Origin of the sequence: Phaeacidiphilus oryzae TH49 (assembly GCF_000744815.1) — a bacterium.
Lineage (GTDB): Bacteria > Actinomycetota > Actinomycetes > Streptomycetales > Streptomycetaceae > Phaeacidiphilus > Phaeacidiphilus oryzae.
Genome location: NZ_JQMQ01000006.1, coordinates 1 through 26031 on the forward strand (window position 1 = coordinate 1; position 26031 = coordinate 26031).

General features: G+C 71.9%; 30 protein-coding genes. 18 read left to right on the forward strand and 12 right to left on the reverse strand.

From position 1 onward, the window contains the following. The first annotated feature begins 7 nt into the window (after positions 1–7). Both BS73_RS41075 and BS73_RS34150 read left to right on the forward strand, forming a co-directional pair. On the forward strand, positions 8–118 hold the full coding sequence (locus BS73_RS41075) for a YqaE/Pmp3 family membrane protein (RefSeq protein ID WP_407675154.1): 111 nt from the start codon (positions 8–10) through the stop codon (positions 116–118). A gap of 131 nt (positions 119–249) precedes the next feature. Further along, positions 250–474 carry a CsbD family protein gene (locus tag BS73_RS34150; RefSeq protein WP_037568349.1) on the forward strand — a complete coding sequence of 75 codons (225 nt, stop codon included), beginning with the start codon at positions 250–252 and terminating at the stop codon, positions 472–474. A 123-nt stretch (positions 475–597) separates the two neighbouring features. Here the strand turns inward: BS73_RS34150 and BS73_RS34155 are convergent, their stop codons facing one another. Together BS73_RS34155 and BS73_RS34160 are read right to left on the reverse strand one after the other, a co-directional pair. Beyond that, positions 598–987, reverse strand: a complete 390-nt coding sequence (locus BS73_RS34155) for a hypothetical protein (RefSeq protein WP_037569852.1) — start codon at positions 985–987, stop codon at positions 598–600. Between the two features lie 114 nt (positions 988–1101). Then, a complete protein-coding gene (locus tag BS73_RS34160) occupies positions 1102–2544 on the reverse strand; it encodes a GxGYxYP domain-containing protein (RefSeq protein WP_051941650.1) in 1443 nt (480 codons plus the stop codon). A 332-nt stretch (positions 2545–2876) separates the two neighbouring features. Between BS73_RS34160 and BS73_RS34165 the strand changes: the two genes are divergently transcribed. From BS73_RS34165 to BS73_RS34175, 3 genes are all read left to right on the forward strand, one after another. After that, positions 2877–3293: a TraR/DksA family transcriptional regulator gene (locus tag BS73_RS34165; RefSeq protein WP_084705016.1), complete on the forward strand. Its 417-nt coding sequence runs from the start codon at positions 2877–2879 to the stop codon at positions 3291–3293. A gap of 173 nt (positions 3294–3466) precedes the next feature. Next, the gene (locus BS73_RS34170; RefSeq protein ID WP_037582476.1) at positions 3467–4075 is read left to right on the forward strand and encodes a YceI family protein; all 609 of its coding nucleotides are present in this window, start codon (positions 3467–3469) and stop codon (positions 4073–4075) included. A gap of 127 nt (positions 4076–4202) precedes the next feature. Next, entirely contained in the window at positions 4203–5090 is an 888-nt protein-coding gene (locus tag BS73_RS34175) for a chitosanase (protein WP_051941651.1), read from the forward strand. Positions 5091–5195: 105 nt separating this feature from the next. Here the strand turns inward: BS73_RS34175 and BS73_RS34180 are convergent, their stop codons facing one another. Continuing rightward, entirely contained in the window at positions 5196–5903 is a 708-nt protein-coding gene (locus tag BS73_RS34180; RefSeq protein ID WP_037582477.1) for an MBL fold metallo-hydrolase, read from the reverse strand. 706 nt (positions 5904–6609) lie between these two features. Next, positions 6610–7044, reverse strand: a complete 435-nt coding sequence (locus BS73_RS34185) for a MarR family winged helix-turn-helix transcriptional regulator (RefSeq protein WP_037582478.1) — start codon at positions 7042–7044, stop codon at positions 6610–6612. Positions 7045–7173: 129 nt separating this feature from the next. Here BS73_RS34185 and BS73_RS34190 point away from each other — a divergent pair, with 129 nt between their 5' ends. Beyond that, positions 7174–8028: an NAD(P)H-binding protein gene (locus BS73_RS34190; RefSeq protein WP_265736896.1), complete on the forward strand. Its 855-nt coding sequence runs from the start codon at positions 7174–7176 to the stop codon at positions 8026–8028. A gap of 92 nt (positions 8029–8120) precedes the next feature. On the opposite strand, the gene BS73_RS34195 is transcribed toward BS73_RS34190, so the two are convergent. Beyond that, complete coding sequence (locus BS73_RS34195) at positions 8121–8603, reverse strand: carboxymuconolactone decarboxylase family protein (RefSeq protein WP_037582480.1); 483 nt, start codon at positions 8601–8603, stop codon at positions 8121–8123. A gap of 175 nt (positions 8604–8778) precedes the next feature. Here BS73_RS34195 and BS73_RS34200 point away from each other — a divergent pair, with 175 nt between their 5' ends. Then, a complete protein-coding gene (locus tag BS73_RS34200) occupies positions 8779–9717 on the forward strand; it encodes an RNA polymerase sigma-70 factor (protein WP_037582485.1) in 939 nt (312 codons plus the stop codon). Positions 9718–9807: 90 nt separating this feature from the next. Here BS73_RS34200 and BS73_RS34205 read toward each other — a convergent pair whose 3' ends face one another. Beyond that, positions 9808–11271 carry a serine hydrolase domain-containing protein gene (locus BS73_RS34205; RefSeq protein WP_200886856.1) on the reverse strand — a complete coding sequence of 488 codons (1464 nt, stop codon included), beginning with the start codon at positions 11269–11271 and terminating at the stop codon, positions 9808–9810. 119 nt (positions 11272–11390) lie between these two features. Further along, complete coding sequence (locus tag BS73_RS34210; protein ID WP_051941652.1) at positions 11391–11804, reverse strand: winged helix-turn-helix transcriptional regulator; 414 nt, start codon at positions 11802–11804, stop codon at positions 11391–11393. Positions 11805–11904: 100 nt separating this feature from the next. On the opposite strand from BS73_RS34210, the gene BS73_RS34215 reads away from it, so the two are divergent. After that, positions 11905–12846 carry an NADP-dependent oxidoreductase gene (locus tag BS73_RS34215; RefSeq protein WP_037582488.1) on the forward strand — a complete coding sequence of 314 codons (942 nt, stop codon included), beginning with the start codon at positions 11905–11907 and terminating at the stop codon, positions 12844–12846. Between the two features lie 290 nt (positions 12847–13136). On the opposite strand, the gene BS73_RS35405 is transcribed toward BS73_RS34215, so the two are convergent. Beyond that, on the reverse strand, positions 13137–13970 hold the full coding sequence (locus BS73_RS35405) for a winged helix-turn-helix transcriptional regulator (RefSeq protein ID WP_084705018.1): 834 nt from the start codon (positions 13968–13970) through the stop codon (positions 13137–13139). 94 nt (positions 13971–14064) lie between these two features. Here BS73_RS35405 and BS73_RS34225 point away from each other — a divergent pair, with 94 nt between their 5' ends. Beyond that, positions 14065–14844 carry a hypothetical protein gene (locus BS73_RS34225; protein WP_037582481.1) on the forward strand — a complete coding sequence of 260 codons (780 nt, stop codon included), beginning with the start codon at positions 14065–14067 and terminating at the stop codon, positions 14842–14844. A gap of 286 nt (positions 14845–15130) precedes the next feature. Next, positions 15131–15961, forward strand: coding sequence for an SAM-dependent methyltransferase (locus BS73_RS34230; protein WP_037568337.1), 831 nt, complete (start codon positions 15131–15133; stop codon positions 15959–15961). A 29-nt stretch (positions 15962–15990) separates the two neighbouring features. Here BS73_RS34230 and BS73_RS34235 read toward each other — a convergent pair whose 3' ends face one another. Together BS73_RS34235 and BS73_RS34240 are read right to left on the reverse strand one after the other, a co-directional pair. After that, a complete protein-coding gene (locus BS73_RS34235) occupies positions 15991–16926 on the reverse strand; it encodes a pirin family protein (protein WP_051938921.1) in 936 nt (311 codons plus the stop codon). A 63-nt stretch (positions 16927–16989) separates the two neighbouring features. After that, positions 16990–17556, reverse strand: coding sequence for a YbhB/YbcL family Raf kinase inhibitor-like protein (locus BS73_RS34240; RefSeq protein WP_037568347.1), 567 nt, complete (start codon positions 17554–17556; stop codon positions 16990–16992). 73 nt (positions 17557–17629) lie between these two features. Between BS73_RS34240 and BS73_RS34245 the strand changes: the two genes are divergently transcribed. After that, complete coding sequence (locus BS73_RS34245) at positions 17630–18076, forward strand: MarR family winged helix-turn-helix transcriptional regulator (protein ID WP_037568338.1); 447 nt, start codon at positions 17630–17632, stop codon at positions 18074–18076. 75 nt (positions 18077–18151) lie between these two features. Here BS73_RS34245 and BS73_RS34250 read toward each other — a convergent pair whose 3' ends face one another. Together BS73_RS34250 and BS73_RS34255 are read right to left on the reverse strand one after the other, a co-directional pair. Further along, on the reverse strand, positions 18152–18916 hold the full coding sequence (locus BS73_RS34250; RefSeq protein ID WP_037582482.1) for an SDR family NAD(P)-dependent oxidoreductase: 765 nt from the start codon (positions 18914–18916) through the stop codon (positions 18152–18154). An 88-nt stretch (positions 18917–19004) separates the two neighbouring features. Continuing rightward, a complete protein-coding gene (locus tag BS73_RS34255) occupies positions 19005–20429 on the reverse strand; it encodes a purine-cytosine permease family protein (protein ID WP_037568339.1) in 1425 nt (474 codons plus the stop codon). A gap of 131 nt (positions 20430–20560) precedes the next feature. Here BS73_RS34255 and BS73_RS34260 point away from each other — a divergent pair, with 131 nt between their 5' ends. The 7 genes from BS73_RS34260 to BS73_RS34285 all read left to right on the forward strand — a co-directional run bounded on the left by BS73_RS34260 (position 20561) and on the right by BS73_RS34285 (position 25832). After that, positions 20561–21514, forward strand: a complete 954-nt coding sequence (locus tag BS73_RS34260; RefSeq protein WP_051938927.1) for a LysR family transcriptional regulator — start codon at positions 20561–20563, stop codon at positions 21512–21514. A gap of 110 nt (positions 21515–21624) precedes the next feature. After that, positions 21625–22914, forward strand: coding sequence for a flavin-containing monooxygenase (locus BS73_RS34265; protein ID WP_037568341.1), 1290 nt, complete (start codon positions 21625–21627; stop codon positions 22912–22914). Between the two features lie 24 nt (positions 22915–22938). Beyond that, positions 22939–23382: a RidA family protein gene (locus tag BS73_RS34270; protein WP_037568342.1), complete on the forward strand. Its 444-nt coding sequence runs from the start codon at positions 22939–22941 to the stop codon at positions 23380–23382. After that, entirely contained in the window at positions 23379–24047 is a 669-nt protein-coding gene (locus BS73_RS34275; RefSeq protein WP_037568343.1) for a DUF1028 domain-containing protein, read from the forward strand. The genes BS73_RS34270 and BS73_RS34275 overlap by 4 nt, the downstream gene beginning before the upstream one ends. After that, positions 24047–24244, forward strand: coding sequence for a hypothetical protein (locus BS73_RS40820; RefSeq protein WP_322987319.1), 198 nt, complete (start codon positions 24047–24049; stop codon positions 24242–24244). The genes BS73_RS34275 and BS73_RS40820 overlap by 1 nt, the downstream gene beginning before the upstream one ends. Next, positions 24241–25227, forward strand: coding sequence for an amidohydrolase (locus BS73_RS34280; RefSeq protein WP_322987320.1), 987 nt, complete (start codon positions 24241–24243; stop codon positions 25225–25227). Before BS73_RS40820 ends, BS73_RS34280 begins: the two co-directional genes overlap by 4 nt. A 98-nt stretch (positions 25228–25325) precedes the next feature. Then, positions 25326–25832: a flavodoxin family protein gene (locus BS73_RS34285; RefSeq protein ID WP_051938932.1), complete on the forward strand. Its 507-nt coding sequence runs from the start codon at positions 25326–25328 to the stop codon at positions 25830–25832. The last annotated feature ends 199 nt before the right edge of the window (positions 25833–26031 follow it).

Consider the following 26031-nt stretch of genomic DNA (forward strand, 5'->3'; position numbering starts at 1 on the left):
GCTGGCAGTGCTGATCAAGGAGGGGCCGAGTCTGCGGGTGCTGTGGGCCTTCCTCCTCCAGCTCTGCGGCCATGTGCCCGGCGTGGTCTACGGGATCTACCGGGTGGTCAACGACTGACGGGCGCCGTCCCCCGGCCTGCCCGCCGAACGGGTGAGCCGCCCCTCTCGACATGCGCGACCCGGCCCGTCCGCCCAGGCTGGACAGCGATCCCGGCGAGGGCCGCCGGGAAACGCACCGAAAGGGTGGCCATGGGCACCGACGACATGCAGCGCAAGGCGGACGAGGCTCTCGGCAAGGCCAAGGAGAAGGCCGGTGAGCTCAAGGGGGACGAGCGGATGCGGGGCGAGGGCCAGGGCGACCAGGCCGAGGCGAAGGCGGGCCGGCTCGGCGACAAGGCGCAGGACGCGACCGACCAGGCCAAGGAGAAGGCCGAGGGCCTCGCGGACCGCGCCAAGGGGATGCTCGACCGCTGAGGGCCCCGCTGAGGCCCCGCCCGGAGCCCCGCCCCGGGACACCCGCGGCGTCGGCCCCCGACCCGCTCCGCCGGACGGCGTCTCACCGTGCCGGCGGGCGCGTCGGAGGCGAGGCCAGAGGGCTCAGTGCCGGCGGTGGAGGATCCCGCGGCGGGTGCCCTTGAGGGCGTCCTCCCGCCCCTGCGCCTGCGGGCTGGGCTGGGTGCGGCCCACCAGGGCGTCGCGCTCGTCGGCGAGCCGGTCGCGCTCGGCCTCCAGGCGGTCGCGCTGGCGCCGGTGCTCGGCGGCCCGCCGCGTCTTGCGGCGGGCGGAGCCGACCAGCATCGCCAGTCCCAGCAGGATCGCCGCCCCGACGAGGGCACCGATCACGAAGAGGACCCAGCCACTGGTGACCCCCAGACTCTGTCCGAAGATCGTGGGCGCCGGGGAGATCCTCGCGGAACTGTTCTCGATGAGCAGATCGATGCCGAAGACCGCGGCGGCGGCGATGAGCAGGAGCCCGAGGATGATCATTTCGATCTCCCCTTTCCCATCTCTTCGGCGGCCCGCAGGCAGCCGATCGAGCATCCACACGATCGATTATCCGGCGGTGGCCGCGCCCTCGCCGCCCGGGAAGCCCGCTCCCCCTCAGGCCGGCGGGAGGCCCAGCGCCCGGCGTGCCAGCCGGAAGTACTGGTCGCCGCGGACCACCCGGTACCGGGTGTCCAGCGAGCCGGCGATCGTCGCGACGTCGGCCGGCACCAGGTTCCAGGCCAGGGTTCCGATGGACAGGAAGAGCGGGGCGGATCCGTCCCACCCGGCGGACTCCTGCGCTATCGCGTCCTTCGCCTCCTGCACCGAGCTGGTGAGCCGGCTGACCGACAGCGGCACCCGGCCCTCCAGCGCGGTGGTCCGGGTGTAGTCGGTCCAGTGCTGGAGGAGCCCCAGCGGCCGGATGTCGGCCAGGTACTGGAGCGCCTTGGCGTCGGGCAGCGGGACGTCCGCCCCGGAGACCCGGTTGAGGATCACCGCGCTGTCCAGCCCGGTGCGGCGCATATAGCGGGCGGAGAGCTGCGAGTAGACCGGGAAGCTGTCGTCCGGCCAGGGCGTCGGGTACGCGTAGCCGGCGCCCGAGGGGCCGGCCATCAGGTAGTCCCAGGCGGTGCCGGTGCGCTGGTAGTAGGAGAGGAAAGCCGGAGCGGCGTCGGCGAGCAGCGGGTTGGTGGTCCAGTTGATCGGCACGCTGCCGCGCGCCGGGTCGTCCCAGATCTTCCGCATCCGGTGCTGGCCGTACTGGAGGTTGTCGCCCTCGGTCATGGTGAAGGTGACGTAGATCCGGTTCTCCAGGCGCGGGGTCGGCAGGGCGGGCTGCCGTGCCGAGAGCCCGGCCGGCACTCCCCCGAAGACGGTGAGGTTCTGCGACCAGTCCGCGGCCAGCACCACGAGCCCGTGCTGCGACGTGAGTTCGGTGCCGTCGCTCTCGCCGCCGACCCCCGCCGGCCACCATCCGAGGTACGGGGAGCCGGGCGCCATCTGCGACATCACCTGGTCGCCCAGCGCCCGGGAGTCCGCCTGGTCGGGGTGGATCCAGAGCACCAGGGCTCTGGTGGCCACCGCGTAGTCGCGGAGGTAGGCCCCGATGGTGGGGTCGAGCCCGACCAGCAGGCGGTGGCTGGTCCGCGGCCACAGCTCGTCCACCGCCCAGCGGTAGGCGGCCAGTTCGTCGGTGAAGCGGCCACGCAGGTCCTCCAGTACCTCCAGCCGGTAGGGCGCGGCGGTCAGTGCCGGGAGCTGTTCCGGCGAGACCGCCACCGCGTCGCGCAGCCCGGCCAGGGTGGTGGCCAGGTTGACGGTGGCCGGCTGGGCCGGATCGGTCACGATGAGGCCGCGGATCTCCGCGCGGTACTTCGCCAGCAGTGACCGTGGGTCGCCGACCGTGCGGCTGGGCACGCCGATGCCGTCCAGCCAGGTGGTCTCCCCCTCGTCGGCGGGCCGCAGCAGGGCGATCCGGGGCCGAGCGCGGTTCACCACCCCCTGCAGCGTCGCGAACAGCAGCTGATCGGCGGTGCTCGCGGTGGTCAGATCGACCACGTCCAGGGCCGCGGGCGCGGCGAACGAGGGCAGCGCCTGGCCCTGCGGCCAGCGCAGTCCGCCGGCCGGCGACGGCGCCGCGGCCGCCGTGGCCGTGGCCGCGAGCGCCGTACCGGAGAGCCCGGTGCTGAGCGCGGCGCCGGCGCCGGCCGCGCCGAGCAGACCGAGCAGGCGGCGGCGGCTGGGGTGGGAAGGGGAGTCGAAGGTACCCGAGCGCCGTCCGAGGACGGGGATGCTGGTGGTCGCACGGTCTTCCGCGTCCTCGTCCTCCCGCCGCCGCTCGGCCGGCGGAATTCGGGAATAACGACCGCCCGCCCGGCGTCGGAGTCGACATGGCTGCGTTCCCGGGCGAGGGCGAGGGCAAGGGCGAGGGCGGCGTCTCCGCTTCGGCGGCGGCGGCCGCGCGCGTCCGTGCGCTGCTGGCGGCCGAGCGGGAGAGTACGGGCGAGCGCATCCGCGCCCTCCAGCGCGAGTACGAGGGAATCGTCGAGGCCAACGCCCTGGTCGCGACGGACGACGAGCACGACCCCGAGGGGTCGAGCACCGCCTTCGAGCGCGCCCATGTCGCCTCCCTGCTGGCCGAGGCGCGCGAACACCTGGCGGACCTGGATCTGGCGCTGGAACGGGTGGAGCGCGAGGACTACGGCCGCTGCGAGGTGTGCGGCGAACCGATCCCGGCGGCTCGCCTTGAGGTGCGCCCGACGGCTCGCACCTGCGTACCGTGCGCCGAGGCCGCGCGACGGCGCTGAATCGCGCTGAACCGTCGGCTCGGCCGCCGGGACCTCCCGCCGATCTTCACTCCCCTGTCATCCGGACCGGACTCCGGCATCCTCGGAGCCCGTCTTCCATTGAATTTTCAACCTTTCCGCGCTACGGTGGAAACAGGTTGATACTTCAACAATCGATTGCCAAGGAGCACACCATGGGCATCTTCGGTCGCAAGAACCAGACCACCGCCACCGCGAGCACCCCCGCCGCAGCCGGCCCCGACCTGTCCGCGCTGACCGGCGACTACACGGTCGACCCGAGCCACACCACGCTGGGCTTCGTCGCGCGGCACGCCATGGTCACCAACGTGAAGGGCAGCTTCACGGACTTCACCGGCACGCTGCACCTGGACGGCACCGACCCGTCCAAGTCCACCGCCTCCTTCGACGTGCAGATGGCGAGCATCGAGACCGGCAGTCCGGACCGTGACGGCCACCTCAAGAGCGCCGACTTCTTCAAGATCGACGAGTTCCCCACCATGACCTTCCGCTCCACCTCCGCCGAATCCCTCGGCGGGGAGGACTACCGGATCACCGGCGACCTCTCGATCCTCGGCACCACCAAGCCGATCAGCATCGACCTGGAGTACAGCGGCGCGGCCAAGGACCCGTTCGGCAACGAGCGCGTCGGCTTCGAGGGCACGGCCACCATCAACCGTTCCGAGTGGGGCCTCAGCTGGAACGCGGCGCTGGAGACCGGCGGCGTCCTGGTCTCCGACAAGATCAAGCTCACCTTCGACATCTCGGCGATCAGGAACGCCTGAGCCACGCGGCCGCTGGGGCCGGAGCGCGATCCCGTCACGGCCACCGTCGCCCTAGCCGTTGACGACGAGAGAACAAGAAGGAAAGCTTCCTAACCACAATCCGTTCTCTCGTGAGAGGCATCCCCACATGCGATCACCCACGGGACTCGCCCTGGGCGCCGCCGCGGTGGCCGGCTGCGCCGCATTAGCCGCCGCCCTCCCGGCGCCGGCGCACGCCGCCGGCGCCGCGCCCCGCGCAAGCGTCTGGCAGGCCGCCGGCCCCACCCTCGACGACGACCAGCGCTACGCGATCGACGAGATCACCAACGTCTTCGAGAACGGCGACCTCACCTCCGGCTTCGCCGACATCCAGGACTACCACGACGGCTGCGGGTACACCGCCGGCTACATCGGCTTCTGCACCCAGACCCAGGACGACGTCCGGCTGGTCACCTCCTACGACAAGCTCGTCCCGAACAATCCGCTGGCCAAGTACCTCCCCGCACTCAGGAAGCTGGCCGACGCCGGCTCCGACGCCCACACCGGGCTCGGCGGCTTTCCCGCCGCCTGGAAGAGTGCGGCCGAGAACCCGAAGTTCATCCAGGCCCAGTTCGACCAGGCACACCTTTACTACCTCGCCCCGGCACTGGCCGAGGCGGACAAGGTCGGGCTGAAGACCGCACTGGGCGCTGCCGACTTCTTCGACACCGCGGTGGAGATGGGCCCGGACGGCGCCCCGGACAGCCCGGACGGCCTGCTGGTGCTGGTCGCCGAGACCGACCGGAAGGCGGGCGGCAGCCCGGCCTCCGGGGTGAACGAGAAGACCTGGCTCGCCGACTTCCAGCAGGTGCGGATCGCCCACCTGAAGAACCCGAAGACCCCGGGCCGGAAGTCGGACTGGCCGGACTCGGTGGACCGGGTGGAGGCGCTCCAGCAGATGGCCGCGGCGGGCGAGTACGGCCTGCCGCTGCCGCTGAGGGTGGGCGGGGACTTCGACACCACCATCCCCGTTCGCGGCCCCGGCGATCCGGTCTGACGCCGTTCTGACGATCTGACGAGCCGTCACGCCCGCTCGCGGGCGTGTGGCGCGGCGCGGGCGCGGCGGCGGTGGCGGTGGCCCGCCATCCCGCCCGTCGCGCCCTCAACCGCCGTTCGAAGAAGCCGCCGCAGCACGGAGAGCCGCCGAAGCCGATCCGAGGATCGGCTCACCGTGTCCGAAGCAGGCGACCTCCGCCTCCAGCCGGCTCAGGGCCCGCAACGACTGCAACGCACGGGACCGGTCCACGTTGAACACGCCGACCATGGTCCTGCCTCCCACGTTCGCCGCGGCGTCGCCCAGGAAGAGCACGCCGGAGGCGGGGAGATGAAACGCGGCACTGCCCGGCGTGTGCCCCGGCGCGGCCACCACCCGAGCCCCGCCTCCGAAGGGAAGCACATCCCGGTCACCGACCTCGTGGTCCACTGCCACCGGCGGCGCCGGGGGCAGTTCCCGCTTGCTCTCGAACAAGGACCGTTCCCAGTCCGGAGCGTCGGTGAAGACCGGTGACGGAGCCGGCGACGTCCCACGGATCACCCCCGCGTCCAGTCGCGGCGCGAACACCTCGACCCCACCCCACGCGGCGATCTCGGCGGCACCGCCGGCATGGTCCTCATGAAAGTGGGTGAGGACGACACGCCGCAGGTCCCCGAGCTTCGCGCCGACGCTCCGAATGGCGTCGGCGACTGCCGGGCCGGCCCCCGCGACCCCAGAGTCGATCAACGTGAGCCCATCCGCATCCCGCCACAGATACGCCTGCACCACCTCGAAGCGGAGCAGATGCAGCTCCGGCAACAGCTCAACGATCTCCATAGGCCCAAGCTAGGCATCGCCGGCGCCTCGTACTCGCCGCTTCGCCTTCAGCAGAGCAGCCGGCCGCGCTCCGGCGCGGAGCTCAGCGATGACGCCGGCCCCGATCGGACGGAACCGGTGGGGTCGGCCGTCGTCCTCGCCCGATCGGGTTGAATATCGTCAACGGCTTCTCGCGAGGCGACGACGCCATGGAATCGGAGGGGGCTGGGGTCGGTGAACGAGCTGAACAACGTCCTGGCGGGGAACCACTACCCCGGGCGCGGGGTGCTGTGGTGCCGCACCGGCGACGGCGCCACGCTCGGCGGCTACTTCCTCACGGGACGAAGCCCTGCTCGTCGCCGACGGCCGAGTCCGCGGGCGGGCCTGGCTCGGCGCGGCTCGGCGCAGCAGTGGCGGACGCACCGCTACCAACCGGCTGACGTTGCAGGTCAGCGATCTGGAGCCGGGCGAGGGGGTACTGATGACGACATATCGCTCGGACGGACATGAGATCGCTACGGGTGACCCGTTCACCGAGGTCCGCGTCGCCGCCGAGAACCGCAGCGGTCTTCTCGATCAGCTCTGGGGCTCCCTGCCGCCTCGGCTTCGGATCGCCGCCGCAGTCTTCCCGCCCGGCGGTCTCGGGAAGGCAGACATCCGACAAGCAGCGCGGGCTCAGAGCTGAGATCGGCCCGGCCCGCGAAGTGGCCGGCCTCCGGAAGGGCTCTCAGCTCGGCTCTGCGTCCAGCAGCTCGCTGGCGGACCGGTGGATCTTTGCCAGCGCGCTCATGAGGTGTTTGCGTTCGGCCGCGGTGAGGCCTGCGGTGATCGTTTCCTCCAGCAGTCGCCGTTCGGTCTCCACCGGTTCGCGCAGTGCGCGTCCGGCGTCGGTGAGGTAGAGCCGTACGAGGCGGTTGTCCCGCTCGTCGCGACGCCGGGTGATCAGTCCGGCCTCGACCATGCGGGCGCTGACCTTGGTGACGGCGGGTGTCGTGACGTTCGTGGCGGCCGCGATCTCCCCGGGGGTGCGGCCGTCTTCTTCCCAGAGCGCTGCCAGCAGGTGGTCCTGTCCAAGGCGCAGCCCATGACGTCGTATCGCGGCGTCGGCCGCCGCTCGGATCGCCTTCGTCGTCCTGCCGTGCAGGTCGAGGAATTCTGGCACCAAGGGCCTCCGGGGTTGTTGGGTCGCCGGGCGACGTGGTCGCCCGGCGCCGGTTGACAGGCTTTTCGTTTACCGGTTAACGTCCTGGCGACTCGTAAACCGGTAAACGTTCTGGAGGTCATCATTTTACTGGTCACCGGTGCCACCGGGCACATCGGCCGCGAACTAGTCCGCGAACTGGACGCGAAGGGCGCACGCTTTCGCGTCCTGCTGCGTGACCGGGCACGTGCGGCCGGCCTGCCGGCGTCCGCAGAGCGTGTCGTCGGCGACTTGGGCGAGCCCGCGACGCTCACTGCCGCCCTCGACGGAGTCCAGAGCCTGTTCCTGCTGGTCCCGGGCACTGGTCTGGAGCACACGGAGAACGTCCTCGCCGCTGCTGTGGCAGCCGGGGTGCGGCGCATCGTGTATGTGTCCTCGTACGCCGTCATCGGCGACCCGCTCCCCGCAATGGGCCGCTGGCACCACGAACGGGAGCGGCTGATCCGCGACTGCGGCATTCCCGCCACCATCCTGCGGCCGACCGGCTTCATGACCAATGCCTTCGACTGGCTGCCCACCCTTCGCACCGAGGGCTATGTCCTTGACCCGGTCGGGCCCGGACGTGCGGCGCCGATCGACCCGGCCGACATCGCCGCCGTCGCCGCCCTCGCACTCACCGAGGACGGCCACGAAGGACAGGTGTACCTGCTGACCGGCGGCGAGAGCTTCACCGTCGCCGAGCAGGTCCGGATCCTGGCCGAGGCGATCGGCCGCGAGATAGAGGTACGGCCGGTGGCCACCCCGGCCGAGGCCGTTCGGTTCCGTTATCCCGACGGAGCACCGCCGATGCTGGCCGAGGCCCTGGTGGAGGGACTGACGCTGATGCGCCAGGACACCGTGGGAGTACGCAGCGACACCGTGCAGCACCTGCTGGGACGCGAACCGAAGACCTTCGCGGACTGGTGCGCACGCAACGCCGCCGCCTTTCCCGGGACCGCGGCCTGACAGGGGGCGTCGGGAGCGGTCCGAGCCGCGAGCCTTGACGACCATTCGGCGCAGGAAGGTCCCGCGCGCCCCGGGGGCCGCCGGCTAGACCGCTAGCCGAGGTGGCCGGGCTCGTAGTCACCGCCGCGCTGCCGGACGATGACGCTCATCCTGTTGGTCGCGTTGATCAGGGCGATGAGCATCACCAGGTCGGAGAGTTGGCCCTGGTCGTAGTGCTTGACAGCGTCCGTCCAGGCCTCGTCGCTGACGCCGCCGGCGGCGTAGGCGATGTCAGTGCCCTGCTCCGCGAGCTCCAGGGCGGCGCGCTCAGCGTCGGTGAAGACCGTGGACTCGCGCCAGGCCGCGACCAGGCTGAGGCGGGTGGCGTCCTCCCCGGCGGCCGCGGCGTTCTTGGCCCACACGTCGGTGGCGTAGGCGTCGCCGTTGATCTGGCTGGCGCGCAGCAGCACCAGCTTCTGGGTCGCCGCCGGCAGGGTCGACTCCTGAAGGATCGTCCTGCTCGCCGCACCGAACCGGGCAGCGGCTTTGGCCGCGGTCGTGTCCGGGTCGCCGAGCAGATTCAAACGAGCGGTCATGATGGGTGCTCCTGGTGTGTGGTGGTTGCCGCAATCGACCAGGAGATGCCGACGGCCCGAGCGCCGTGACAGCACAGCCATGTGATCCATGTCACTGGCGGCGGCTGTCACGCGATCCGCGGGGCCGGCATCTCGTGTGCGGCACCAGGAAGGTCCGGGACGGATGGAGCCGGGGATGAACGAGCACGGGGACCGCACCACGGAGAGCGAGGAGCCGCAGGGGGAAGGCGGTCGTGTCGACCGGGCGACCGCGTCGTTCGTCGCCCACCGGAACCTGCTGTTCACCGTCGCCTACGAGATGCTCGGTTCGGCCGCCGACGCCGAGGACGTCCTTCAGGAGACCTGGATGCGGTGGGTGAAGGTCGACCAGGACGGCGTGCAGGACCCGCGCGCGTATCTGGTCCGGGTCACCACCCGCCAGGCGCTGATGCGGCTGCGCGCCCTACGCCGGCGCAGGGAGTCCTATGTCGGCCCCTGGCTGCCCGAACCGCTGTTGACCGCGCCGGACGTGGCCGAGGACGTCGAGCTGGCCGAGGGCGTGTCGATGGCGATGCTGCTGGTGATGGAGACGCTGACGCCGACCGAGCGCGCGGTGTTCGTGCTGCGGGATGTGTTCGGTCTGGACTACGACGAGATCGCCGAGGCCGTCGGCAAGAACGCGGTCGCGGTCCGGCAGATCGCGCGCCGGGCCCGGAACCACGTCGCCGCGCGGCGGCCGCGCGCCGCCGTGTCCCAGGCCCAGAACCGCGCGGCGCTGCTGGCCTTCCGACGAGCGGTCGAAACGGGGGACCTGCAGAGTCTGCTCGATCAACTCGCCCCGGACGTGGTGTTCCTGAGCGACGGCGGCGGAGTCGTCCAGGCGGCCCTGGAGCCGATCGTGGGGGCCGCTCCGGTCGCTGCCTTGTTGACGGCGGGCCTGGGGAGGATCGCGGGCACCGTGTCGGTGGAGTCGGCGCAGGTCAACGGACGCCCAGCGCTGATCATGCGGATCGGCGGGCAGGTCGAGGGCGTCCTGGCGGTACGGACCGAGGACGCCCTGATCACCGGGCTGTATTTCGTGCGCAATCCCGAGAAGTTGTCGCACCTGGAGCGGGAGACCGCGCTGCGCCGTTGAACTCGCACCTCAAGCGGCCGGGAGGGGAGGAGGATGTTCGGCGCACCCACGCCCGGAAACCCCACCTTGGGCCACCATCGGCCCCCCGCCCTACGCAACGTCAGGTCGCGTCATCAGCGGCGACCGCAGATGCAGTTCCAGGCTGGGACCGGTCAGCGGCGGGGTGCTCCAGGTCGCCGTCGCCGTTCCGGCCTCGGCGTCGACGACCAGCCGCACGCGGTGCGGGGTGGTGATGACGTAGAGATCGGCGACGTAGGTGCCGCCCTGCCAGGCTCCGGCCGCGACGATCGGCCGGCCCAGCGGGGCGCACTCCCGCCAGTCGCCGTGGCCGACCTCGACATGGCCATCGACATCGCCATCGCCACCGCCACCGCCACCGAGGAGCGACCCGAAGCGCACGAGCCATCCGCCGTCGACGGGTTCGACGGTGACCGTCGTGCCGTCCGGCAGGGCCGACCCCTCGACCGAGGCGTCGAGTGTCGCCCTGACCGCACGCCCCGGGAGGGCTGAACCCCGCACCGGCGGCAGCGACAGCCGCCGCAGTCGGTCGGCGAGGATCGCGTCCTCCTCAGTGCTCGCCGCGTGGCCCACGCCGGGCAGCAGGCACTCCCACACAGCGTCGAACAGGTCTTGGGACTCTCCCTGGGCGGTGGCCGCGACGACGAGGTCGTGGGAGGGGATCACCAGGCACTGCTGCCCATAGGAGCCATGGCCGTGGTAGCCGTGACGCGACATCCAGAACTGGTAGCCGTAGCCGTAGGAGAAGTCCGCCTGCTCCGCTCCGTCCAGGATCCACTCGCTGTCGATGTGCCGACGGGTCGCCGACTCCACCCAATCGCGAGGGACGAGCTGTTGGTCGCCCCACCGGCCTCCGCGCCGCAGCAGCTCGCCGAAGGCGGCGACGGACTCGGTCGTCAGGTGCAGTCCGTGGAATCCGAAGGCGGCGCCACTGCCCACCCGGTCCCACTCGGCATGGTCGATGCCCATCGGCGAGAACAGACGCGCGTCGAGGAACTCCGGTAGACCGCGGCCCGTCACACGCTCCACCATGCGGGCCAGGATGTAGGTGGTCGCGTTGTCGTAGACGTGCCGGGTCCCCTCGGTGGCGGCGAACGGCAGGCTCAGGAACCCCTTCACCAGGTCATCGGGCTGCCGCTCCCAGGCCTCGGCGAGGCTGTCGACGGGGTGCCCGGAGGTCATGGACAACAGGTGGTGAACGGTGATCCGGCGTCCCTGGTCCGAGACGTCGGCCGGGACGCGGTCGGGCAGCACGTCCACCACGCGGTCGTGCAGCGAGAGCAGCCCGTCGCCGATCGCGAGCCCCACGGCGGTCGAGGCGAACGACTTGGTCAGCGAGTAGAGGAGGTGCGGGCGGTCGGCCGAGTAGGGCGCCCACCAGCCTTCGGCCACCACATGACCGCGGTGGACGACCATCAGGGAGTGGCTTTCGCCCGATCGCGCCTCGAGCCTGTCCAGCATCGCGGCGATCGCACGGGACGAGATCCCCGAGTCTGCGGGCGCCGAACGGGGAAGCAGGGTGCGCTGAGACGGCATTCCGGCTTTCTCACACATCCACACGGGTAGGGAGAGTAGTCGGCGACGCGCGCCGACACCCGATCAACGGCACTCGTGCCAGAAGCTCTCAAGGGACAGATGGTGCCAAGCGGACGCGATCAGGCGGTGACGGGCTGTACCTCCTGGGCCGCCCGCGCGTCATAGGCGTCTCGGGCGTCCAGCACGGCATCGATGTTCTCCTCGGACCAGGCCCGGATCGCATGCATCAGCGCAGTGACGCCCTCGCCCAGCCCGGTGGCCGCGTACTCGACCTTTGGCGGAATGGTCGGGTAGACGGTGCGGACGACGAGCCCGTGCCGCTCCAGGATGCGGAGGGTCTGGGTGAGCATCTTCTGTGTGATGCCGTCGAGGCGCCGCCGCAGCTCGCCGAAGCGCATCGGGCCGCCGGACAGTGCGCCCATGACCAGCATGGTCCACTTGTTGGCGAGGACGTCCAGGATCTGGCGCGAGGGGCAGGCAGCGAGATAGGCATCCGCGCCGCCGTAGAAGCGCAGGTTGTCAGTAGTACCCATGAGGTACCTATATACCTTTCAAGTGCCTTCTGTTCAACGGGTACCGCGCTGCCGAGGATGGGGACGTCCACAACGAATCCCCGCACAGGAGTACATGACCATGCGTGCGATCACCCAGAAGACCTTCGGTGGCCCCGAGGTGCTGGAACTCGTCGACGACGTGCCCAAGCCGGCACCCGGACCGACGCAGGTGCTGGTCCGGGTGAGAGCGACCAGCGTCAACCCCGTGGAACTGTTCGTCCGCTCCGGCGCCTTCCCGCTGCTGGGCGAGCCGCCCTTCGTCCTGGGCTGGGACGTCTCGGGGGTGGTAGAGCAGGTCGATCCGGGTGTGCACCGGTTCGAGGTCGGCGACGAGGTCTACGGGATGCCGTACTTCCCGGCCGCGGCCGGAGCGAACGCCGAGTACCTGGTGGCCCCCGCACGGCAGTTGGCTCGCAAGCCCGCAGGAATCAGCCACGAGGAGGCCGCGGCACTGCCACTGGTCGGCCTGACCGCCTGGCATGCACTGGTGGAGATCGCGCAGCTGCGGCCGGGGCAACGGGTACTGATCCACGGTGCGGGCGGCGGGCTCGGACACGTCGCGGTACAGCTGGCCAAGCACCTCGGCGCAGAAGTGATCGGCACGGCGAGCGCGGCCAAGCACGACTTCCTGCGCGAGTTGGGCGCGGACCAGCTGGTCGACTACCGGACCCAGGACTACGCCGAGGTACTCCGGGACACCCCGGTTGACGTGGTGCTGGAAACCCTTGGCGGCGGGAACGCCGAGCCTTCCTTCGGCGTGCTGCGACAGGGCGGCACGCTGGTGACGGCGGTGGAGCGGCTCAGTACCACCCTGCCGGAGCTGGCGAAGCGGTCCGGCGTGCGCTTCGCGGCGGTGGGCGTGGAGCCGGACCCGGCCGGCCTGGAGGCACTGACCCAGCTGGTCGAGGCGGGGAGACTTCGGGTGCACCTGCAGCAGGTGTTCCCGCTGGAAAGGCTGTCCAGGGCACACGAGGTGCTGGCCGCCGGCGGCGTGCAGGGCAAGCTGGCGATCACCGTCTGACGGGGACGTCTGGGCCGCGAGTGTCAGATGAGGCCGCGGCCGAGCTCCGCGCCCGCCCGGTGTTCTCCCCTCGACGTGGTGAGACGCCCGGAAGCAGGCTGAACTCGTCATACCCCGGGCGCCGGTCTGCGGGCAGTGCCCGCGGACCCTGAAGCGCACATAGGCCAGGACCGACGCCCCCCGAGGATGGCGTTGCGCCGCTCGGCGGCTCCGCCGCGACCGCACGCTCGCCCGGCCATCGTTGCCGTACGGCTCTCGGAGGTTGGTTCCGGCATCCTGTCCCGGGGCCGTCAGCCGCCGCCCGCCCAACCGGGGCCGGACGTGTGGTCAGCGCGGCTGGGCTGCTCTGCCCGTTCCTGTTTCCGGAGTGGCTCGGCCGACTCGCGCGGGGGGAGCGACCGGGGGAAGAGGCCGAGCAGATGGAGGAAGCGGGCGCGCGCGGCGGAGGTCCCGGTGAGAGTGAAGCCTAGTTCGGCCGCGCGGGATTCGCTCGGCTCAGTCGCGAAGGCGGCCCAGGCGCCGGCCGGCCCGCTCACCGTGACGTCGACCGCAGGTGCCGCCGCGCCGGCCGCGCTGATGCGGGCGGCTCCGCTCGCGGCTGGTGGCTCCGCGGTGAGGCGTAGGTCCTCCGGTACGCCGTGGATCAGGTAGGCGCCGTGCGATCCGAAGTCGAACCGCCAGCCGACCGGCTCGCGGTCGGCGCCGGTGTGCTCGGCGCCGGTGTGCTCGGCGCCCTGTCTGATCGCCTGCACGCAGGCCCCGAGGAGGTGCTCGATGTGCAACGGCTCGCCGGGCTGCGGGGGCCGCCAGGCGTGGCGCAGGCTCCAGCCGGCCAGAGCGTCCAGCACCGGGCGCAACTCCTCCCCCGCTTCGGTGAGTTCGTACCACACCTCACGGCGCCCGCTGATCCGGTCGGCGCGCACGATGTCCGCCTCCTGCAGGTCACGCAGGCGCCGGGTCAGCACCTTTGGCGTGATCCCGCCCAGCCGGTCGGCGAGGTCGGTGAACCGCTTCCGTCCACTGAGGAGATCCCGCACCACCAGCAGCGACCATCTGTCGCCCACCTGCTCCAAAGCCCGGGCCAGTAGACAGAAATGGCCGTACGTACGACTCTCGCTCGCCATGCGGCGACGGTACCCCTTGACTTTTCCTATCTCAAAGAGACTATCTAAAGGATAGGTAGTTATCCGAGGCCGACGCGCTCCCTGGAGGTACGTGATGGCCCAACTTCCCTTCTACGTCTGGCTGCTGACGATCGCCGGCGCCGCCCTGTTCATCGCTTCGACGGCCCTCGCACTGCGCCGCGCCCCGATCGTCGCCTGGAGCGTCGTCGCGCTCTCCGCGGCCTGGTTCGCCGGCGACTGGCTGCTCGCCGACGCCCACGCGTACCAAGCCATCGGCTCCTCGAACCTGAGCATCGGACTGATCGCGGCCTTCGCCGGCTACCTGACGATCCTCCTCGCGGCCACTGGCCTTCCCGTGGTGCGCCGGGCCCTCGCCTCGCCGGACGCCGTGGCGCGGCTGACTCGGCCGCAGAGCGTCCGCGTGATGGGCGTCGTTCTGCTCATCGCGCTGGCGATCGGCAGACTGCCCGCCGCCTTCGCCCTACCCGCAGGGATAGGCGACATCGCGGTAGGACTCGCGGCGCCCCTCGCGGTCCGTGCGCTGCGGCATGCTCCCGCGACCGACCGGCTCCATCGGCGGGCCGTGACCTTCCATCTGCTGGGCCTCGCAGACCTCGTCATCGCGCTCGTCATGGGCGTCGTGTCCGGCCTGCTGGTTCTTTCACCGACCATGCAGCCCATCACGGCGATGCCGCTCGTTCTGGTGCCCACCCTGGCCGTCCCGACGGCCTTCGCCCTCCACCTCACCGCCCTGCGCCGGCTGCGCGCCGACCGAGCGGCCTCCCGCCCCGCCCGCACGACCGCCCCGACACACCAACCGGGCCCGGCACCTGTACCCGAACCCGCACCCGCACCGGATGGCGCACTGGGTTGAGAGTCGGTACGCGCACCGGCTGCGGCGGGGGGCAGGCGGGGCGAACGGGGCGAACGGGGCACTCGGCCCCACCATCGTCCGGGGCGGCGAAGCAGCCGGCCCGGACGCGCCACACCCCGCTCCCCCGCGCCCAGCGCCGCGCCCTGACGCCCTGTGCTCACCATCCTCAGCGATCACGACTTCCCGGCCGGTGCCCACCAGCGCAGCTCCGCGCGGACAGGCGGCGCCCCGGACCCCTACGATGGCACTCACACGCGTTCAGGGCCGAGGAGTTGGGGAGTTGACGATGCCGGACGGCTTCGCGGAGATCGAGGAGAGCCAGCGCAAGCCGAGTATCGCGCGGGTCTACGACTACCTTCTGGACGGCAAGGACAACTACGCCGTCGACCGGCAGATCGGCGACCACTTCAAGGTCAACCTGCCCGGCTCGGTCGCCATCGCGCACACCAACCGCCAGGCACTGGTCCGCGCGGTGCGGGAGATCGCCGAATCCGGCATCCGGCAGTTCATCGACCTGGGCAGCGGACTGCCCACCGCGGACAACGTCCATCAGGTCGCCCAGCGCCACCAGCCCGGTTCGGCCGTGATCTACGTCGACTCGGACCCGATCGTGCTGAGCCACGGCCGGGCGCTCCTCGCCGAGAACTCCACCACCTCCGTGATCCAGGCGGACGTCCGCCGCCCCGAGGACATCCGCCGCCACCCGGAGACCCAGCGGCTCATCGACTTCCGGCAGCCGGTCGGGATCATCCTCAGCGCGATCCTCCACCACCTCAACGACGACGAGGACCCGATCGGGGTGGTGCGCTACTGGGCGGACCAGGTACCCAGCGGAAGCCACGTCTTCATCTCCCACTTCCGCTCCGGACACAACGAGGAGACCCGCGCCGCCCAGGGAAAACTCCTGGACACCTTCGGCCGCGGCCGCTGGCGCACGGACGAGGAGATCGGGGCTCTCTTCGGCGACCTGGAGCTGCTGGAGCCGGGGATCGTCCCGGCCGCGCTGTGGCGCCCGGACGCATCCGAACCCCATGAGTCGGCCCTGATCGGAGCCCCCGCAGGCGAGTTGGGGGTATGGGAACGGCTCATCGCCGCCGGTCTCGCCCGCAAGCCCTGACTCAGACAGCGAAGACCAGGCCAACGCCGCTACTTCCGGGGCTTCAGGCCCACCTTGGGCAGCTCCGGCGCAAGCAGCCGATCCCCGTCGTAGCCGTGCACCACACCGAAGCGGTCGCCCTCCATCCAGTCCCGGCGGGCTTGCAGGATCTCCTCGTTCGATCGGGCGACGAAGTTCCACCACATGACGATCTCCTCGCCGAACGGGGTTCCGCCGAGGAGGACGGCCCGGGCCGTCGCGCCCGAGGGGTTCACCACGGCGAGGCTCGCGCGGCCGGGGGCGGCGTAGCCCAACTCCCCCGGCTTCAACGGGGTTTCGGCGAGGACGACGGTGCCCTGGTCCACCAGCAGCCCGTGCTCGAAGGCCGGGTCCACCGCCAGCTCCACCGAGGCGCCCGGTTCGAGGGTGATCTCGGCGCCGAGCAGCGGGCTGAAGGCCCGCACCGGTGAGTGCGCACCGGCCAGCGAGCCGAGGAAGACCCGGAGTTCCGCGCCCTCCACCCGCACCGGCTCGGGTACGTAGTGCTGGAAGTCGCGCCCGGTCCGCCGGTGCTCCTCGGGCAGCGCGACCCAGAGCTGTACGCCGTGCAGCACGGTGGTCCGCTCGGTCGAGACCTCGGAGTGGGCGATGCCGTGGCCGCCGGTCATCAGGTTCAGCTCGCCCGGGCGCACGTAGGCGTGGTTGCCCATGCTGTCGCGGTGCTCGATCTCCCCGGTGAAGAGCCAGCTCACGGTCTGCAGCCCGGTGTGGGGGTGCGGCGCCACGTCCATTCCGCCCGTCGCGGCCACGTCGTCCGGTCCGTAGTGATCGGCGAAGCACCAGGCACCGATCAGCGATCGGCTCCGCTGCGGCAGAGTGCGGCGTACGGTCATCGCCCGCGGCCCGCCGAGGGGCACCTGGCGGGGCGTGAGGACCTCGATCCGCGGGGGCTCGGCGGGCGGAGTCGTTTCGCTTTCAATGACCATATGACGATCCTAGCCCCGCGGCCCAGGGCGCCTGGCGACGAACCACCGGCGCCGAACGGCGGGCTACCGGATCTCGTAGCTGCCGTCCAGCCGCGCCCGCCCGAGGAGGTGCCCGGCCATGGCCGCCGTCACCTGGCCGAGGGTGGCCCCGGCCGGGAGCTCGGAGGTCCGGTCGAGGGCGAAGAGCTGGAAGACGTAGGCGTGCGGCCCGTGTGAGCGGATCGGCAGCGGCCCCGCCCAGCCGCGGCGGCCGAGGGCGCCCTTTCCGTGGCGGAGGCCCGGCACCGGGCTGGGCTCGGCGAGGGCGTTCTCCGGAAGCCCGGGCAGCGCGGAGTCGATGCCCAGGGTGAGCGCGTGGAGGGCCGGCTTGCCGAGCGGCACATCCGGGTCCTCCGCGATCAGCACCAGTTCTGCGGTGCCGGCCGGCGGCGTGGTCCACTCCAGCGCGGGCGAGATGTTCGGGCCGAACATCCTCCCCCGGTACTTCTCCGGGATCGGGGCCTGATGCTCGAAGGCCGGGCTGGTCAGCGTGAAGTTCTCCGGCGCCCGCAGTTCGGGGCGGGCCCACTGGAGGCTTTGCTGCCCGGCGCGCCGATTGCGCAGCAGGACGCCGAGGGGATTCGCGGGCATGCTTCAGCTCTCCCTGACAGAGGGGCTCATCGCTTAGGTACACGAAAGATCTTTTTAGGTATACTAATGAGCCATGGAGAACCACGCAACCGCCCCCCAGCCGGCCGGAGCCGACCTCGGCGCCCAGCTGCGCTCGGCCGTGGGCCGCCTCTACCGCCGCTTCCGCAGTGAGCGGCCCGCGGGCGGCCTGGGGGACGTGGCGCTGGAGGTGCTGACCCGCCTCCACAAGCACGGGCCGCAGAGCCTGACCGAGCTCAGCCGGCAGGACCGGGTCTCCCCCGCCTCCATGAGCCAGACCGTCAACCGCCTCACCTCGGCCGGCTATGCCCTGCGCGCCCCCGACCCGGACGACGGCCGCCGCGTGCTCTTCGCCGCCACCCCGGCCGGCGACGAACTCGCGGGCGCCGCCCGGGCCCAGCGCCACGCCTGGCTGGACGCACGGCTGAACGCCCTCAGCGCCGAGGACCGCGCGGTGCTGGCCCGGGCCGCGGCACTGCTCAGCGACATCGCCGACTCCTGACCGGCCGTGCCCCGCATCGAAGCACCGCCCCACCCCCCACCACAGCCCGCCACCGCACCGAAACTCCCCACCGCCCTACCGAATGAGGAACCCCCCGTCCACAGGCAGTGCGACACCGGTGACGAAGGCCGCGTCGTCCGAGGCCAGGAAGGCCACCCCGGAGGCGATCTCCTCCGGCCTGGCCAGCCGCCCCATCGGGATCGGCTTCGCCAGCTCGGCCTTCTCCGCCTCCACATCGCCCCCGGCGAGCAGCGCGTCCAGCAGCGGGGTGTCGCAGTCGGAGGGGCAGAGGGCGTTCACCCGGATCCCCTGCTTCGCGTACTGGACGGCCATCTGCCGGGTGAGGTTGAGCACTGCCCCCTTCGACGCGTCGTAGGCGCACTCGTCCGGCAGCGCGGTGAAGCCGAAGACGGAGGCGATGTTGACGATCGAGCCGCCGCCCGCCCGCAGGATCTCCGGGACGCCGTGCTTGCCGATCAGATACATGCTCTTGACGTTGACGCCCATCACCCGGTCCCAGTCGTCCTCCGAGCAGGCGACGACGTCCCCCTCGGCGGCCAGGATCCCGGCCGCGTTGACGATGACGTGCAGGGCGCCTAGCGCCTCGACGGTCCTGGACACGGCGGCGGCCACCTGCCGCCCCGAGGACACGTCGCACTCCACCGCGACCGCGGTGCCGCCGGACGCCTCGATCCTCTTGGCGGTCTCCTCGGCGGCCGGGAGCCGGATGTCCACCGCCGCGACCCGGGCGCCCTCCTCGGCCAGGCGCAGCGCGCAGGCCTGCCCGATGCCCGAGCCGGCACCGGTCACGAAGGCGGTCTTCCCCGTCAGTCCTCGCATGTCGTCTCCCTCTGGTCCCTCTCGGTTGCGGGTTTCGCCGGGCCCTCGGCCAGGCCCGGTCCGAGCGTCCGTCCGCCGCCGGCGCCGCTCACCCGGCCGGGGTGGAGGCGTCGGCGGCCAATGCCGCCTCGGCGGGCGCCGGGGAGCGCCGCCCCGCCCGCCGGGCGGCGACGTAGTAGAAGGGGCAGGTGACGATCAGGCCGACGATCCAGGAGATGTCCGCGCCGTTCAGCATGTGCGCCACCGGCCCGGTGAACAGCGCGCTGGAGAAGAACGGCACCTGCACCACGATGCCGACCAGATAGGCGACGATGGCCGCCGCGTTGTACCGCCCGTAGACCCCGCCGTCGGCGCTGAAGAAGGACCGGACGTCGTACTCCCCGTGCCGGACCAGGTAGTAGTCCACCAGGTTGACGGCGGTCCACGGAGTCAGCACATAGAGCAGCAGCGCGATGAAGTTCTCGTAGAAGACCAGGAAGTTGTCCTTGCCGGCGATGGCCAGCAGCAGCGCCACGAGGAAGACGACGATCGCGATCACCGCCCGCGCGCCGGCGCGCGGCACCCAGCTGCGCCGCACGGTCTGCCCCACAGTGATCACGCACAGGACCCCGCAGTAGAGGTTCATCGCGTTGGTGTTGGCGATGCCGATCGAGAAGACGATCAGGATCAGTGTGCTGATCCCCGGGGTGAGCGCGGAGAGGCCGCCGACCGGGTCGTCCCCGCCGACGGCCGCACCGGTGAGCGCGCCGAGGAGCATCGGCAGCACCGAACCGAGGACGCAGCCGCCGTAGGTGGCCCAGAAGGCCGGCCGGCTGCCGGTGCCCTTGGGCATGTAGCGGGAGTAGTCCGAGACATAGGGCGCGTAGGCGATCTGCCACAGCGCCGAGGCCGAGACGGTGCCGAGGAGCCCGGTGGCGGTCAGCGCCCCGTGGCTGAGGGTGCCGGCGGGCAGGCCGTGCTCGAAGAGGATCCAGCAGAAGGCCAGCAGCAGCGCCAGGCCCGCGGCGATGGTCATGACCTTGCTGTAGGCGTGGATCAGCTTGTAGCCGAAGATCGTGGCCGCCACGCTCACCAGCCCCACGATGACGATCCCGCCGGCGACCGAGATCCCCGGCGCCACGATGTGCAGCGACTGCCCGCCGAGTACCAGGTTCGAGGCGAAGTAGCCGGTGTACATCACGATGACCAGCACGACCACCAGCAGGGCGCCCCGGACGCCGAACTGACCCCGCGTCTGGACCATCTGCGGGACGCCGAGTTGGGGCCCCTGCGCGGAGTGGAGGGCCATGAAGACCCCGCCGACGGCGTTGCCGACGACGATCCCGGCCAGTGCCCACCACAGCGGCAGTCCGTACACCGTGGTGGCCAGTGCCCCGGTGACCACGGTGAGCACCATGATGTTGGAGCCGAACCAGATGGTGAAGAGATCGCGGGCCCGGCCGTGCCGTTCGTCCTCCGGGATCTGGTCGATGGTCCGCACTTCGACGGTCGGTGCCGGTGGAGCGGTGTCCATGCCGGGCCCCTCTCTGCTACCACGCCAGGTGTGTTGGAAGAACACCCTGATCCAGCCACCACTAACAGTCAATCGCATAATATTGTGGATATAGATCGGAAAAATCGATGCCCTATCCGAAGAGGGGTTCCATGCCCGGCGACTCGGCCTTCACCCTGGTCCAGCTGCGCTACTTCGCGGCCGCCGCGGAGACCGGAAGCATGACCTCCGCGGCCCGGCGCCTCCTGGTGTCGCAGTCCGCCGTCTCCACCGCCGTGGCCCAGCTGGAGCGGGCGCTCGGCGTCCAGCTGCTGATCCGGCACCACGCCAAGGGCCTCTCGCTGACCGCCGCAGGCGCCCGCTTCCTCCAGGAGTCCAGGAACCTCCTGGCGCACGCCGACGAACTGGTGGAGACGGCCCAGGGGCTGGGCGCCGCCCTCGCCGGCGAGCTCTCCGTCGGCTGCTTCCTCTCCCTCTCGCCGTTCGTACTGCCGCGGCTCTTCGCCGAGTTCACCGCCCGCCACCCCGGCGTGCGGCTGCAGGCGGTGGAGGGCGAGACCGAGGAACTGCAGGCCGCCCTGCTGGACGGGCGCTGCGAGATCGCCCTGATGTACCGCATGGACCTGGCCGATTCGCTGCTCACCGAGCAGATCGCGGAGGCCGCGCCGTACGCGCTGGTGCCGCCGGGCCATCGCCTCGCCGGGAGCAGGGGCGTGCGCATCGAGGAGCTCGCCGAGGACCCCTTCGTCCTCTACGACCTGCCGCACAGCCGGGAGTACTTCACCGAGCTGTTCGCGGCGGCCGGCCTCGCCATGCGGCCCGCGTACCGCAGCACCACCTTCGAGACCGTGCGCGCGCTGGTGGCCGCGGGCCAGGGGTACTCGATCCTCAACCAGCGCCCGGTCAGCGACACCACCTACGACGGCGGGCGGGCCGTGCCGGTGCCCCTGCTGGACCCGCTGCCCCCACTGCCGGTGGTCCTCGCCCGCCCGCGCGGCGTCCGGCCGACCCGCAGGGCGCAGGCCTTCACCGAGCTCGCCCGCAGGCTGCTCGGGACCGCATCCAGCGCCTCTCACCTGCCTGTATCTGAAAAACTGGGCCATTAGGCCCGAAAGATGTGTTGGACAAGAGTCTCCGCTCGGCCCGACGATTCTGCCGTGCGGAGACACGGTCGACCTGTCACACCGGAAGCGTCTCCGCCGGATAGGAGATGGGGATGCCGAACGAAGAGACAGACGTGGTCGTGGTCGGGGCGGGCCAGGCGGGCATCGCGATGAGCGAGCACCTGACGGCCGCCGGCGTCCCGCACGTGGTCCTGGAGCGGCACCGGATCGCCGAGCGGTGGCGCTCGGAGCGCTGGGACTCCCTGGTCGCCAACGGGCCGGCCTGGCACGACCGCTTCCCGAACATGGAGTTCGCCGGCGTGGACCCGGACGCCTTCGCCACCAAGGAGCAGGTCGCGGAGTACTTCGCCGCGTACGCCGAGAAGTTCGGGGCGCCCGTCCGCACCGGGGTGGAGGTGACCTCGGCGCGGCGGCACGAGGGCCGCCCCGGCTTCCGGGTCGAGACCTCCGAGGGCGCCATCGACGCGCGGTTCGTGGTCGCCGCCACCGGCCCGTTCCAGCGGCCGGTCATCCCGCCCATCGTCCCCGAGGACGCCGGTCCCCTCCAGCTGCACTCCAGCGGATACCGCAATCCGGCCCAACTCCCGGACGGCGCCGTGCTGGTGGTCGGCGCCGGCTCCTCCGGCGTGCAGATCGCCGACGAGCTCCGCCGCTCCGGGCGCCGGGTGTTCCTCTCCGTCGGCGCCCACGACCGTCCGCCCCGCCGATACCGCGGACGGGACTTCTGCTGGTGGCTCGGCGTCCTCGGGCTCTGGGACATGGAGACGCCGCCGCAGGGCGCCGAACACGTCAGCATCGCGGTCAGCGGCGCCCGCGGCGGCCACACCGTGGACTTCCGCCGACTGGCCGAGGACGGCGTCGAGTTGCTCGGGATGACCGCCTCCCACCGGGACGGCGTCCTCGGCTTCGCCTGCGACCTCGCGGCCAACATCCGGGCCGGCGACGAGAAGTACCTCGCGGTGCTCCGGCAGGCCGACGCGTATGTCCGGCGCAACGGCCTCGACCTCCCCGAGGAGCCGGAGGCGCACCGCCTCGGCCCGCTGCCGGAGTCGGCCACCGCGCCCCGCCTCGAACTCGACCTCGCCGAGGCCGGCGTCTCCACGATCGTCTGGGCCACCGGCTACTCCGCCGACTACGGCTGGCTGGAGGCCGACACCTTCGACGAGCGAGGCCGCCCGGTGCACAAGCGCGGTATCGCCGCTGAAGAGGGCGTCTACTTCCTCGGCCTCCCCTGGCTCTCCCGTCGCGGATCGAGCTTCATCTGGGGCGTCTGGCACGATGCCCGGCACATCGCCGACCACATCGCCACCCGGCGTTCCTACCTCGCCTTCGACGGCGCCGACCGGACCGCCCCGGCGCCGGCCGACGACGCACAGCACTGACCCCATCCACGAGGAGAGCGGACCATGAGCACAGACCCGATCACCGCCGGCGGCCACACCAGGATCAGGCCGTTCAACACCCGGGACACCTACCCGGAACAGAACCTCGACAACGACCTGTGCCAGGCCGTGGTCGCCGGGAACACGGTCTACGTCCGGGGCCAGATCGGGCAGAACCTGGACACCAGTGAGTCGGTCGGCATCGGCGACCCGGAGGCCCAGGCCGAGCAGGCGATGGCCAATATCGCCATGCTGCTGGAAGAGGCCGGCGCCAGGATGGAGCACCTGGTCAAGCTGACCGTCTACCTGGTCGACCCGCGCTACCGCGAGGCCGTCTACCGCACCGTCGGCCGCTGGACCAAGGGCGTCCACCCGATCTCGACCGGGCTGGTGGTCTCCGCCCTGGCCCGGCCGGAGTGGCTGTGCGAGATCGACGCGGTCGCGGTCATCCCCGGGGAGGCCCGATGACCCTCTCGCTGATCGCCCGGGACGGGGACCGGTTCGGCATCGCCGCCGGCTCCTCCAGCCCCGCCGTCCTGGCCCGGGTGGCGCACCTGCGCCCCGGGGTCGGCGTCGCCTCCTCGCAGAACATCACCGATCCCCGGCTGGGCACCCGGCTGCTGGACCGGCTCGCCGCCCACGGCGACGCCGAGCGGGCGCTCTCCGAGGTCGCCTCGTCCGCGCAGGACATCGAGTACCGGCAGCTCACCGTGCTCGGCCGGACCGGCCCCGGCTTCGCCTTCAGCGGCGCCCGGACCCTGGGCACCCATGCGACCGCGACCGGCGAGGGCGTGGTCGGCGCCGGCAACCTCTTGGCCGGTCCGCACATCCCCCAGGTGCTGGTGGACGCCTACGCCGCCACGGCCGGCCGGGAGTTGGAGGAGCGTCTCCTCCACGCCCTGCGGGCCGGCGTGGCGGCCGGGGGCGAGGAGGGCCCGGTGCGCTCGGCCGGCCTTGCGGTGGTCGCCGACGTGGACTGGCGGGTCAGCGACCTGCGGGTGGACTGGGCCGACGACCCGGTCGACCGCCTCGCGGAGCTGCTGGAGGTCTGGCTGCCGCAGCGCGACGACTACGTCCGCCGCGGCCTCGACCCGGCGGGCTCACCCTCCTACGGCGTACCGGGGGACCTGTGATGCCCGGCTCCATGGACGGCGCGCGGACCGGGGCGCTGGACGGACGGAAGGCGGCCGCCCGTGCGCGGGTCGAGCGGCACGCGGAGGAGCTGATCGCACTGTCCGAGCGGCTGCACGCCGACCCGGAGACCGCCTGGGAGGAGCACCGGGCCGCGGCCGCGGTCCCCGAACTCCTCGACCGGCGGGCTTCGCGGTGACCCCGCGCTACCTCGGCCTGGACACGGCCTTCCATGCGCGCTTCGGCCAGGGCCCCGTCCGCATCGCGCTGTGCGCCGAGTACGACGCGCTGCCGGGCCTCGGGCACGCCTGCGGGCACGACCTGATCGCGGCAAGCGCGGTCGGCGCCGCCCTCGGCCTGGCCGCCGTCGCCGACGAGGCCGGGATCACCGTGGAGGTCTACGGCACCCCCGCGGAGGAGGGCGGCGGCGGCAAGATCGAGATGCTCGACCGCGGCGCCTTCACCGGGGCCGACCTGGCCATGATGGTCCACCCGGCGCCGGTGGACGTCGCCGAGGCCCGGCCGTTCGCGGTGAGCCACTCGCGGATCTCCTACACCGGCAGGTCCGCGCACGCCGCCGCCTACCCGGAGGCCGGCGTCAACGCCGCCGACGCGTTCACCGTGGCGCAGGTCGCGATCGGCCTGCTCCGCCAGCAACTGCCGCCCACCACCCGCGTCCACGGCATCGTCACCCACGCGGGCGACGCCCCGAACGCCATCCCGGAGCGGGCCGAGGGCCGCTGGTACGTCCGCGCGGAGACGCTGGCCGAGCTGGAGCGGCTGGAACCACGGGTACTGCGCGCCTTCGAGGCCGGCGCCCTGGCCACCGGCTGCGAGCTGGACGTCGAACCGGAGAGCAAGCCGTACGCGGAGTTCCGGGCCGACGAGACCGCCCTCGCGGACTACCGGGCGAACGCCGTCGCCCTCGGCCGGCGGTTCGCCCCGGCGGAGACCGCCGCGCGGATGAACCGCGCCTCGACGGACATGGGCAACGTCTCGCAGGTGGTGCCCGCCATCCACCCGTACATCGGTATCGGCTCCCTGCCGGCCACCAACCACCAGCGCGAGTTCGCCGCCTTCTGCGTCGGCCAGGCGGCCCGGCGGGCGCTGCTGGACGGGGCGGTGGCCCTGGCCTGGACGGCGGTGGACCGGGCGGCGCGGGGGCCGTCGGCGAAGCCCTGAACCGAACACCCACCGACCGGGGCATGTCACATTTCCCGCTGCTGTGATGTCCTCCCTGGGCAAGGTCAGAACGATCTCCACCTGAGGGAGCGTCACCGATGAAGGCCGTCATCGTCTGCGTCTCGGAATCCCACGGCAACACCAGGCGGGTCGCCCAGGCCATGGGCGAGGTGCTGGACGCGCCCGTGGTCGACCCCGCCGAGCTCGACCCGGCCGCGCTCGCCGGCTACGACCTGGTGGGGTTCGGCTCCGGGATCTTCCAGATGAACTTCCACCGGCGGCTGCGGGACTTCGTGGACGCGCTCCCGCACGCGCCGGAGGGCCGGTCGACCCGCGCCTTCCTCCTGGCCACCAGCGGCCTGCCGGAACCCCGCCCGGTCCGGTACGTGCGGCGGCTGACCCGGAGGGTGGAGGCGAAGGGCCTCCCCGTGCTGGACGCCTTCACCTGCCGCGGCTTCGACACCTGGGCCCCCTTCAAGCCGTTCGGCGGCCTCCACAAGGACCGTCCGCACGCCGGGGACCTGGCCGCCGCCCAGGCCTTCGCCCAGGGGCTGCGGAAACTCCAGGAGCCCCCGGCGCGGGCCGGCCGCCGCACGGCATTCTGAGCCGCCCCCGCCCCGGGCCCGCTCCCGCCCCGGGCCGGCGCCCCGCGTTGCGCTGTTCGGGGCCGCCGCTGATTGAGCGGACGGGGTCCGGGGAGAAGCTGTTCCGGCACGCGGGGAACCCGCGGCCACCGGAGTCCGCACAGGAGGAGGCGATCGTGTTCAAGGTGCTGCTGGTTCTGCTGTGCCTGGTGCTGCCCTG

Coding starts and splice junctions, on each gene's coding strand:
- BS73_RS34175 (WP_051941651.1), top strand. CDS start 4,203: ATGCGATCACCCACGGGACTCGCCCTGGGCGCCGCCGCGGTGGCCGGC.
- BS73_RS40820 (WP_322987319.1), top strand. CDS start 24,047: ATGCCCGGCTCCATGGACGGCGCGCGGACCGGGGCGCTGGACGGACGG.
- BS73_RS34240 (WP_037568347.1), bottom strand. CDS start 17,556: ATGCCCGCGAATCCCCTCGGCGTCCTGCTGCGCAATCGGCGCGCCGGG.
- BS73_RS34270 (WP_037568342.1), top strand. CDS start 22,939: ATGAGCACAGACCCGATCACCGCCGGCGGCCACACCAGGATCAGGCCG.
- BS73_RS34165 (WP_084705016.1), top strand. CDS start 2,877: ATGGCTGCGTTCCCGGGCGAGGGCGAGGGCAAGGGCGAGGGCGGCGTC.
- BS73_RS34285 (WP_051938932.1), top strand. CDS start 25,326: ATGAAGGCCGTCATCGTCTGCGTCTCGGAATCCCACGGCAACACCAGG.
- BS73_RS34250 (WP_037582482.1), bottom strand. CDS start 18,916: ATGCGAGGACTGACGGGGAAGACCGCCTTCGTGACCGGTGCCGGCTCG.
- BS73_RS34230 (WP_037568337.1), top strand. CDS start 15,131: ATGCCGGACGGCTTCGCGGAGATCGAGGAGAGCCAGCGCAAGCCGAGT.
- BS73_RS35405 (WP_084705018.1), bottom strand. CDS start 13,970: ATGGCGAGCGAGAGTCGTACGTACGGCCATTTCTGTCTACTGGCCCGG.
- BS73_RS34245 (WP_037568338.1), top strand. CDS start 17,630: ATGGAGAACCACGCAACCGCCCCCCAGCCGGCCGGAGCCGACCTCGGC.
- BS73_RS34155 (WP_037569852.1), bottom strand. CDS start 987: ATGATCATCCTCGGGCTCCTGCTCATCGCCGCCGCCGCGGTCTTCGGC.
- BS73_RS34210 (WP_051941652.1), bottom strand. CDS start 11,804: ATGGGTACTACTGACAACCTGCGCTTCTACGGCGGCGCGGATGCCTAT.
- BS73_RS34235 (WP_051938921.1), bottom strand. CDS start 16,926: ATGGTCATTGAAAGCGAAACGACTCCGCCCGCCGAGCCCCCGCGGATC.
- BS73_RS34150 (WP_037568349.1), top strand. CDS start 250: ATGGGCACCGACGACATGCAGCGCAAGGCGGACGAGGCTCTCGGCAAG.
- BS73_RS34260 (WP_051938927.1), top strand. CDS start 20,561: ATGCCCGGCGACTCGGCCTTCACCCTGGTCCAGCTGCGCTACTTCGCG.
- BS73_RS34275 (WP_037568343.1), top strand. CDS start 23,379: ATGACCCTCTCGCTGATCGCCCGGGACGGGGACCGGTTCGGCATCGCC.
- BS73_RS34215 (WP_037582488.1), top strand. CDS start 11,905: ATGCGTGCGATCACCCAGAAGACCTTCGGTGGCCCCGAGGTGCTGGAA.
- BS73_RS34265 (WP_037568341.1), top strand. CDS start 21,625: ATGCCGAACGAAGAGACAGACGTGGTCGTGGTCGGGGCGGGCCAGGCG.
- BS73_RS34205 (WP_200886856.1), bottom strand. CDS start 11,271: ATGCCGTCTCAGCGCACCCTGCTTCCCCGTTCGGCGCCCGCAGACTCG.
- BS73_RS34225 (WP_037582481.1), top strand. CDS start 14,065: ATGGCCCAACTTCCCTTCTACGTCTGGCTGCTGACGATCGCCGGCGCC.
- BS73_RS34255 (WP_037568339.1), bottom strand. CDS start 20,429: ATGGACACCGCTCCACCGGCACCGACCGTCGAAGTGCGGACCATCGAC.
- BS73_RS34180 (WP_037582477.1), bottom strand. CDS start 5,903: ATGGAGATCGTTGAGCTGTTGCCGGAGCTGCATCTGCTCCGCTTCGAG.
- BS73_RS34195 (WP_037582480.1), bottom strand. CDS start 8,603: ATGACCGCTCGTTTGAATCTGCTCGGCGACCCGGACACGACCGCGGCC.
- BS73_RS34200 (WP_037582485.1), top strand. CDS start 8,779: ATGAACGAGCACGGGGACCGCACCACGGAGAGCGAGGAGCCGCAGGGG.
- BS73_RS34170 (WP_037582476.1), top strand. CDS start 3,467: ATGGGCATCTTCGGTCGCAAGAACCAGACCACCGCCACCGCGAGCACC.